This is a genomic window from Bifidobacterium sp. UBA6881 (assembly GCA_002451435.1).
Taxonomy (GTDB): Bacteria; Actinomycetota; Actinomycetes; order Actinomycetales; family Bifidobacteriaceae; genus Bifidobacterium.
In genome coordinates this window covers 9,483-18,552 of record DKCF01000052.1, presented here as the reverse complement: position 1 = coordinate 18,552, position 9,070 = coordinate 9,483, and the positions used below count along the sequence as shown (strand labels likewise).

Here is a 9,070-nt window from a genome sequence, read left to right as displayed (position 1 = left end):
CTCCGCGGCCGTCCGCCATCAGAAAAGCGACGAGTACATCTTCAGGGTGATGGTGTTCGGCGTGCCGTCCTCCTGACGCAGCCGCACCTGCGTGCCGCCGGTCGGGTCCTGCGAGGCGACCTTCTTGTCCTGACTGGAATCGAGGGTCAGCTGCGAGCTGATCTTCACCGAGAATCCGAGTTTCTCCAAAGCCGTTTTGGCGTCCGAGGCCTTTTGCCCGACGTAATTCGGCAACGTGACGGTCTCCGGTCCCTTGGAGACGACCACCTGGACGGTATCGCCCCAATGCAGTTCGCTCCCGCTTTTCACGGAGGTGGAGATGACCTGTCCCTGGGCGATTTTGTCGTCGAAGCCCTCCGACCAGCTGATGTTCAGTTTGAGCTCGTCGAGCGCCTGTTGCGTCTCGTCCTTCGTTTTGCCGACCACATCCGGCATGACGACGGGCTTTGGCCCTTGGGAGACGGTGACGATGATTTTGGTGTTATGCGGCAATACGGCGCCTGGATCCACGTTCAACGCCAGCGCCGCGCCTTGCGGCACGTCCATCGAATAGGTGTCGTCGGAGGCCTCGGCCTCCTTCACATTGTCGAAGCCGGCGTTCTTCAGCGCGGTGACCGGGTCCTTGCCGTCCGTGCTGCTCGCATCGAGGATGTCGGCCGGCACCGTCGCCTGACGGATGCCCTTGGACACCACGACCTTGACCTTCTGATGATGGCGTTTGCTTACATGCGCGCCCACGTCCGCCGGATTGGTGGAGATGATGTCGCCGGATTCCACCGTGTCGCTGTACGCCTCGGATGTTTCGTATTCGATATTCGAGAAGTCCAGCAGTTCCTTGTACGAATTCCAGTCCGCATCGGTGATGACGCATGACTGCGACGATTCGCAGGAAAGATCCTCCGGCTGCGGCATGGTCCAATAGCTTCCGGGGCCTTGGAAATACCACCAGGCCCAGCCTCCGGCGCAACAGGCCATGAGCGCGGCGGCGACGCCGGCGATGATGAGGGGCTTCCTGTTCCTCGCCTTGCCGCTTTCGCGGACGGTACCGACGCCTGGCGCCGGCGAAGCCGTCATTATCGAGGTTTTCCGCTGTCGCGCGTCCGAAGAATCGTTCCGCGGGGGAATGTTCAGCGTCGCGGTCGGATCGGCGCTCTGCCGTTGCATGGGCATGATCGTGGTTCCGGTACCGATTTCGGTGGATTGAGACGTCGCGGCCGGCGTGGGTGAGCCCGGTTGAGCCATGTTCGGCTGGAACGCGGTGCGGGTTGTTTCGGATTGATTCGTTTCCGCGTTGTGGCGTTGCACGGCGGTGGATGGCGGAATCGGCGGAACCAGCAGGGGAGTGCCGGCGTCCGATGGCTTCGAAAGTCGATAGCGCAAATCGTCGATGGTGAGCGTCGCCATCAGCTGTTGCAGCTGGGTGAGCGCTATTTCGGCGTTCGCCGGACGGTCTTCGACGGCGCGTGCGGTGAGACGTGCGATGAAATCGGATACGCCGGTGTTGATGCCGGGGCATTTGACGGATACGTCGGGCACGTCCTCATGCACGTGTCTGTATGCCAGGGTCATGGGATTCGTGCCGTTGCCTGAGGCGAAGGGTATCTCCCCGGTGAGCATCTCCCAAGTGGTGATGCCGACGGCGTACAGGTCGCCTTGCATGGTGGACAATCCGTTTTGGATGAGTTCCGGGGGCATGTACGCCGCAGTGCCCAACAGCGTGTGCGTGGTGGAAAGCGTGGCCTGCGACACCGCCTTGGCGAGGCCGAAATCGGTGATCTGCACGTGGCCACGGTCGTTGATGAGGATGTTTTCGGGTTTGATGTCCCGATGCACCACGCCCGCATGGTGCGCCGACGCGAGTCCGTCCAAGGTCTCACTGAGGATGCGCAGGGCCTCGCGGACGCTGAAGGCGCCCTGCTGGTTCATCTCGTGTCGCAGGTTCACGCCATGCACGTATTCCATGACGAGATAGTCGAGCCCGTCGAATTCGCCGGTGTCGTAGACCTGCACGATGTGCGGGTTCGCTATCGCGGCCGCGGACTGCGCCTCACGTCGGAACCGTTCGATGAACTGCTCGCGTTTCGGCCCCTGCGCCAATTGATTGTGCATGATTTTGACGGCGACGGTGCGAGCTAGGCGCTCGTCGATGGCCTGGTACACCACGGCCATGCCGCCTTCGGCGATTTTGCTGACGACCCGATATCGTCCATCAAGGATTTGACCTTCGGGCGCGCTGGGGACTCCACTCATGGTTGATCGGTACGGTTCCTTCTTCGAAAAACGGTGACGCTTCCACTGTCGTATATCTCATTTCAGTGTACAAGCACCCGGGTAATCCCTCGACGCGTCAGGTGCCGTTCTTCGTGGAGGAGTCGTGCCGATATCGCGTGCGGTTCAGCGTTCCGCGACGATGGGCACGAAACGCGCGCATGCCTCCGCCAGCGTTTGCTTGCCGTTTTCGGGAAGATCGAGTTGTCCGATGGCGGCGTTCGATTCGTTCCACAGATCGGTGATTCTTCCGTGCGACCGTTCGATGGTGCCGGTCTGCTCGAACAACTCGATGGCGCGGGCCACCTGCGATTCGGAGCGTTCGTCGGATTCCCATATGCCGATGAGTTCCCGCTTGGCGTCCGCGTCGGCGGCGGCTATGGCGTCGGCGAGCAGCACGGTGCGCTTGCCCTCGCGGATGTCGCCGCCGACCGGCTTGCCCGTGTTGCGGCTCGAACCGACGACGTCCAGCAGATCGTCCGCGAGCTGGAAAGCGAGTCCGAGCGGCAGGCCGATGCGCAACGCGAGGCTTCTCGCCTTGGATGGATCCATCCCCGCGCACAGCATACCGAACTCCAACGGTGCGATGGTGGTGTAGCTGGCGGTTTTCCAACGGAACACGTTCAACGAGGCCTGCGCCAGGGATTCGGGATCGTCGAGGGGGTTGAGCTCCACCGCCAGATCGAGCACCTGGCCGATCTCCACTTCGCGGTGCATGTTCAGGAACGCGGAGACCACATGCGAACCGTGCCGCATGCGCGTCGCCGCGCGGTTCGCGATGTCGACGCTCGCCGTGGCCAGCATGTCTCCGAGCATGATGCCGAGCCCATGGCCGATGTCGTTGCTGCGCGTCCGCGCGGCCAAAGCACGATGGGCGCTGGGCTTGCCGCGGCGCAGGTCGGAATCGTCGATGATGTCGTCATGCACCAACGCGCCGGTCTGGAACACTTCGATGGCGCAGGCCAGGTCGAGCATCGCGTCGGCGTCCCGTTCCCGCACGTCATCGGAGGCGAACGCGCGGAACGAATCAAGCGTCAGCAATGCGCGCAGGCGCTTGCCGCCCTCGCTCGAGGTCACCGATTGCGAGGCCACGGCCTGCTCGATCGGCCGGCACGAATCGGCTACGGTCTCATCGTCGTGGATGGACGAGAAATCCCGCACGAGCGCGACGACGCGCGTTTCAATCTGTTCCAAATCGGAAGAGCTAGTCATACGAACAGTTATCCACAGGCATTCGACAAGACCGAATCCCAATGGCGCCAATGCCTGAGTGGCATGGATGCGTCATGCGAAACGCCGGGCTCGCCGTCCTTCGACCACAAGGGGCCGAAAACGTTCGGCCGGGCGCGCGAATGAGGCATAGTGCATTGACGTAGCAATGCGCGACAGCCAAGGAGGGCGAATCATGAATGTCGAGAACATTGGGGCGGCCATGGATGACGTTGCGGCCATGCCGGCCACGAACGAGGATATGGAACGGATCCGCTACGGCATCGAACGGGATTGCGCGCGGCGGGGCACGTCCGCGGCGATGCGGGATCTCATCGAGGGGCCGTTCATGCGGTGGATGGACGCCATGGGCGATGCGCGGACGGAACACGGCGCGCTCGACCGCGCGGATATGATGACGATCGCCGCGGCCATGGACCGGACGTTGGCCGTCCGCGACGCGCTGATCGTCTCCATCATCCTCGGCGAGGAGGATGCGCCGCGCGAGTTCCTGCTGGATTTCATCGCCAGGCCGATGCTGCCGCGCAACGCCCGACGATTGGAGGACCTGCTCGGCAAATCCTTCCGCGACGCCGCGCGGCGGCCCGGCAAGGCGCGGTGCGACCAGGGCATCGACATGCTGTTCGACATCATCGGCGTCGTTCCTGAACGGTATCAGGTGCAGCCGTTGGCGGTGATCGCATACGTTCTCTGGTGGATGGGCGACGAGCGCGCCATGCTGTGCGCATTGCGCGCGCTCGCATTGGATGAGGACTGTTCGCTGGCCGCAATCGTATGTTCGGCGCTACACCGGCATGTCGGACCGGCGTGGACCGTTGAAATATAAGGCGACACGCCGTATGACTCCGGAACCGGGCGGATGGTGGCCGCTATTCCTTGGGAATAATCGTCCTTGCGGGGTGGTTTACTCACATAGTTGACGATTTGCCCTTGCCAGAAGTGGGTCCATATGATATACGCTTCCGGCGGGATCACTAGGAGGGATAAGTTTGGCCACCAAGGAAACGACGGCAAGCACGGAACAGACTGGTCTGACTGAAAAGGCCGCCTCCTCGAAAAAAGCCGCCGCACGCAAGTCCTCGACCAGGAAAAGCGCGGTGAGGAAGACCACCGCCACGAAGACCCCTCGCAAGGCGACCGCGAAGAAGGGTTCCGCGACCAAGAAGCGCAAGGAGGAACCGCTTGAGGAGGGAACCCTCGACGATGAGGACGCCGAAGTCGACGACGCTGATTTCGACGACAACCTCGACGACCTCGGTGACGTCGACTCCCACGATGGCGACGACATCGATGACGAGGAGGAATCCGAGCCCGAAGAGGACGATGACGACGAGGAAGAGCGCAAGAAGCCGGAAGTGCCCAAGGAGAAGGGCGCTTTCGTGGTGCGCGACGACGATGACGACGACAATCTGACGCCATCGGGCAATCCGAAGCGCCGTGTGATCGCGGCCGGCGCCACCGCCGATCCGGTCAAGGACTACCTCAAGCAGATCGGCCGCGTGAGCCTGTTGAACGCGGAGCAGGAAGTCGACCTTTCCGAACGCATCGAAGCCGGACTGTACGCCCAGCATCTGCTGGACACCGAATCCGACAAGATGGACTTCAAGCGCAAGCGCGAACTCAAATGGGCCGCGAACGACGGACGCCGCGCCAAGGACCACCTGCTGGAGGCCAACTTGCGACTCGTGGTGTCGCTGGCCAAGCGCTACACCGGCCGCGGCATGCTGTTCCTCGATTTGATCCAGGAAGGCAATCTCGGTCTGATCCGCGCCGTCGAGAAATTCGATTGGAAGAAAGGCTTCAAGTTCTCCACCTACGCGACGTGGTGGATTCGCCAGGCCATCACTCGAGCCATGGCCGATCAGGCACGCACCATCCGCGTGCCCGTGCACATGGTCGAAGTGATCAACAAACTTTCGCGTGTGCAGCGCCAGATGCTGCAGGACCTCGGCCGTGAACCCACGCCGGACGAGCTTGCGCGCGAGCTCGACATGCCGGTCGAAAAGGTGCAGGAAGTGCAGAAGTACGGCCGTGAGCCGATTTCGCTGCACACTCCGCTGGGCGAGGACGGCGATTCCGAGTTCGGTGATCTGATCGAAGACACCGACGCCATCGCGCCGTCCGACGCGGTCGCCTTCTCCCTGCTGCAGGAACAGTTCAAGCAGGTGTTGGAGACCCTGTCGCCACGAGAGGCCGGCGTCATCAAGATGCGCTACGGCCTGGAGGATGGCCAGCCCAAGACCTTGGACGACATCGGCCGTGTTTACGGCGTCACCCGTGAGCGCATCCGCCAGATCGAGTCCAAGACCATGTCGAAGTTGCGCCATCCGTCCCGTTCGCAGACGTTGCGCGACTTCCTGGACCAGTGATTGGGAACCAGAGGAACGCATGAAGTCGAGAAATTCAAGAAACGTTGAATTTCTCGACTTCTTCCATCTCACCGACGGTATCTACAGATAGACGGCATTTACAGAATGGGAACAATGGCGAAAGACAATTACGGCGCGCGCAACCTCACCGTGCTGGACGGGCTTGATGCGGTGCGCAAGCGTCCGGGCATGTACATCGGCACCACCGACAGCCAAGGTTTGATGCACTGCCTGTGGGAGATCATCGACAATTCGGTCGACGAGGCGTTGGCCGGCGTCTGCGACCATATCATCGTGACCTTGCATGACGACGGCTCCGTCGAGGTGGCGGACAACGGGCGAGGCATTCCTGTCGATATCGAGCCGAAGACGAAGCTCACCGGCGTCGAAGTGGTGTTGACCAAATTGCATGCCGGCGCGAAATTCGGCGATTCCTCCTACGCGGCTTCCGGCGGTCTGCACGGTGTGGGCTCATCCGTGGTGAACGCGTTGAGCTCCCGCCTCGACGTCGAGGTGGACCGCGACGGCAAAACCCACCATATGTCGTTCCACCAAGGTCATCCCGGCGTGTACACCGACGTGGATCCGGAACATCCGTCACCGGACTCACCATTCAAGAAGACGAGGAAGAACCGTCCGACCGAACTGGAGATCATCGGCAAGGTCGGCCCGAAAACCACCGGTACGCGCATCCGCTATTGGGCCGATCCGGAGATTTTCAACGACACCGCGAAATTCAGCTACGAGCAGCTGATCGACCGTGTGCGACAGACCAGCTTCCTGGTTCCGGGGCTGAAAATCACCGTTGTCGACGAGAACATCCCCGAAACCGGCATCGAATCGGTTGACGAGCGTTTGGAGGTCGACGGTCCCGACGGGCAGACCGGTGCAGACGTGCAGCGGCATGAGGATGAAACCGCCGATGCGGTTTCCGACGCGGACGAACAGCCTACCGTCCAGTCCGACGCGTCCGTCCAGTCCGACGAACGGCCGTCCGAGGCAACCGACGCGGCGAGTATCGACGCTGTCATCACGACAGACGTGCAATCCACCGAACCGAAATACGCGCATGCGCGCGTCGAGGAGTTCTGCCACACCGGCGGTGTGAAGGACTTCGTGGACTTCCTGTCCAAGGGTGAGGCCATCTCCGGCATCTGGCGCGTCACCGGCGAGAACACGTATGTGGAGGAGACGCAGGCGGTCGGGGACAACGGCGAGCTGCACGCGCAGAAAGTCACCAGAAACTGCGCGGTGGACATCGCCATGCGTTGGACCAACGGCTACGACACCACCTTGCGCAGCTTCGTCAACGTGGTGGAGACGCCGGGCGGCGGCATGCACGTGGACGGTTTCCTGCAGGGCATCACCAAGCAGATCCGCAAGGCCGTCGAGGACAACGCGCGCAAACTCAAAGTGAATCTCAAAGACCCGCACATGAAAGTCGAACGCGACGACATCCTCGCCGGGCTCGTCGCCGTCGTCACCGTGCGCATCGCGGAACCGCAGTTCCAAGGCCAGACCAAGGACGTGCTCGGCACCGCGCAGGTCAGGCCAATCGTCTCCAAAATGACCGACCAGCAGTTCGGCGAGATGATCACCGGCTCCAAACGCGGGTACAAGGAACAGTCCTTCCGCGTGCTGGAGAAGATCTCCGGCGAGATGCACGCCCGCATCCAGGCCCGCAAGACCAAAGAGGTGACCCGCCGCAAGAACGCGTTGGAATCCGCGTCCATGCCATCGAAGCTGTCCGACTGCCAGCCGGGTAACGACGATGTGGCCGAACTGTTCATCGTCGAGGGAGATTCCGCATTGGGTACCGCCAAGGCGGCCCGCAACTCCGGGTTCCAGGCGTTGCTGCCGATTCGAGGCAAGATCCTCAACGTGCAGAAGGCCTCGTTGGCCCAGATGCTGTCGAACAAGGAATGCGCGGCCATCATCCAGGTGGTCGGTGCCGGATCCGGAGCCAGCTTCGACATCAGCCAGGCGCGGTACAACAAGGTCATCATGATGACCGATGCGGATGTCGACGGCGCGCACATCCGCATTCTGCTGCTGACGTTGTTCTACCGGTACATGCGCCCGCTGATCGAGCACGGCCATGTGTATGCCGCGGTGCCGCCGTTGCACCGTATCGCGCTGACGGGTTCGCACAAGGGCGAGTTCATCTACACGTATTCCGATGACGAACTCGCTGGAAAGCTCGCAGAACTCGACAGCAAGCACATCGGCTACAACGAGGACATCCAGCGGTACAAGGGTCTGGGCGAAATGGACGCCGACCAGCTGGCGGACACCACCATGGATCCGCGCACGCGCATGCTGCGCCGCATCCGCATGGAGGACGCCGAGCACGCCAGTCAGATCTTCAGCCTGCTGATGGGTGACGACGTACCGCCGCGCAAGGCGTTCATCGTGGAGAACGCCGATGATTTCGACCGTTCCAAAATCGATACCTGATTGTCGTCCGTCCCCATGCGGAAGGTGGGTTTCCGATGCGTCGGGAACCCGCCTTCCGCGTATTCGGACATACAGGGTCGCGTGGAACGGGCCCGCGCACCGCCATGGTTCCGCGCGTTCGCCGCATCCGCTAAATTACCGATTGGTAGACAGTTGCGGATAGAATATCCCCGAACATCGCGTCGCCGCGTCTGCTGACGGAACCATCAAAGGAGCTGATCCATGGTCAATCTATTGCTCGCCGTGATTTATGTGGCTTTCATCAGCCTCGGATTGCCCGACGCCGTGCTGGGCGCCGCATGGCCCACCATGAGCGGCGACCTGAACGCGCCGATTTCCTGGGCCGGCGGCATCTCCATGATGATCTCCGCGGGCACCATCGTGTCCGCGCTGCTTTCCGACCGCATGACCCTGCGCTTCGGCGCAGGCAAGGTCACTGCGGTGTCCGTGGCGCTGACGGCGTTCGCATTGCTGGGATTTTCCTTCGCGCCGAACTATTGGACGCTGCTGGCGCTCGCCATTCCCTATGGCTTGGGTGCGGGCGGCGTCGATGCGGCGCTCAACAACTATGTCGCCATCCATTACGAAAGCCGCCACATGAGCTGGCTGCACGCCATGTGGGGATTAGGTACGCTGACCGGTCCGTACATCATGAGCTTCGCGTTGGGAGCGGGGCAGGGATGGTCGTGGGGCTATCGATACATCTCCATCCTGCAGTTCGCATTGACCGCGGTGTTGGTCGCCAG

The 9,070-nt window shown here is 62.0% G+C and carries 6 protein-coding genes; 4 read left to right on the top strand and 2 right to left on the bottom strand.

Going from position 1 to position 9,070, the window contains the following annotated elements:
• Positions 1-18 precede the first annotated feature (18 nt).
• Together B3C64_RS04475 and B3C64_RS04470 are read right to left on the bottom strand one after the other, a co-directional pair.
• Positions 19-2,250 carry a Stk1 family PASTA domain-containing Ser/Thr kinase gene (locus B3C64_RS04475; RefSeq protein WP_291534020.1) on the bottom strand — a complete coding sequence of 744 codons (2,232 nt, stop codon included), beginning with the start codon at positions 2,248-2,250 and terminating at the stop codon, positions 19-21.
• Positions 2,251-2,394: 144 nt separating this feature from the next.
• Positions 2,395-3,480: a polyprenyl synthetase family protein gene (locus B3C64_RS04470; RefSeq protein ID WP_291534019.1), complete on the bottom strand. Its 1,086-nt coding sequence runs from the start codon at positions 3,478-3,480 to the stop codon at positions 2,395-2,397.
• Between the two features lie 193 nt (positions 3,481-3,673).
• On the opposite strand from B3C64_RS04470, the gene B3C64_RS04465 reads away from it, so the two are divergent.
• The 4 genes from B3C64_RS04465 to B3C64_RS04450 form a co-directional block, all read left to right on the top strand.
• Positions 3,674-4,324, top strand: a complete 651-nt coding sequence (locus B3C64_RS04465; RefSeq protein ID WP_291534018.1) for a DUF4192 domain-containing protein — start codon at positions 3,674-3,676, stop codon at positions 4,322-4,324.
• A gap of 163 nt (positions 4,325-4,487) precedes the next feature.
• Positions 4,488-5,867 (top strand): RNA polymerase sigma factor, encoded by a 1,380-nt coding sequence (locus tag B3C64_RS04460; RefSeq protein WP_291534017.1) that lies wholly within the window; start codon positions 4,488-4,490, stop codon positions 5,865-5,867.
• Between the two features lie 114 nt (positions 5,868-5,981).
• On the top strand, positions 5,982-8,324 hold the full coding sequence (locus B3C64_RS04455) for a DNA gyrase/topoisomerase IV subunit B (RefSeq protein WP_291534016.1): 2,343 nt from the start codon (positions 5,982-5,984) through the stop codon (positions 8,322-8,324).
• 222 nt (positions 8,325-8,546) lie between these two features.
• On the top strand, positions 8,547-9,070 hold a 524-nt coding region (locus tag B3C64_RS04450; RefSeq protein WP_291534015.1), incomplete at its 3' end, for an MFS transporter.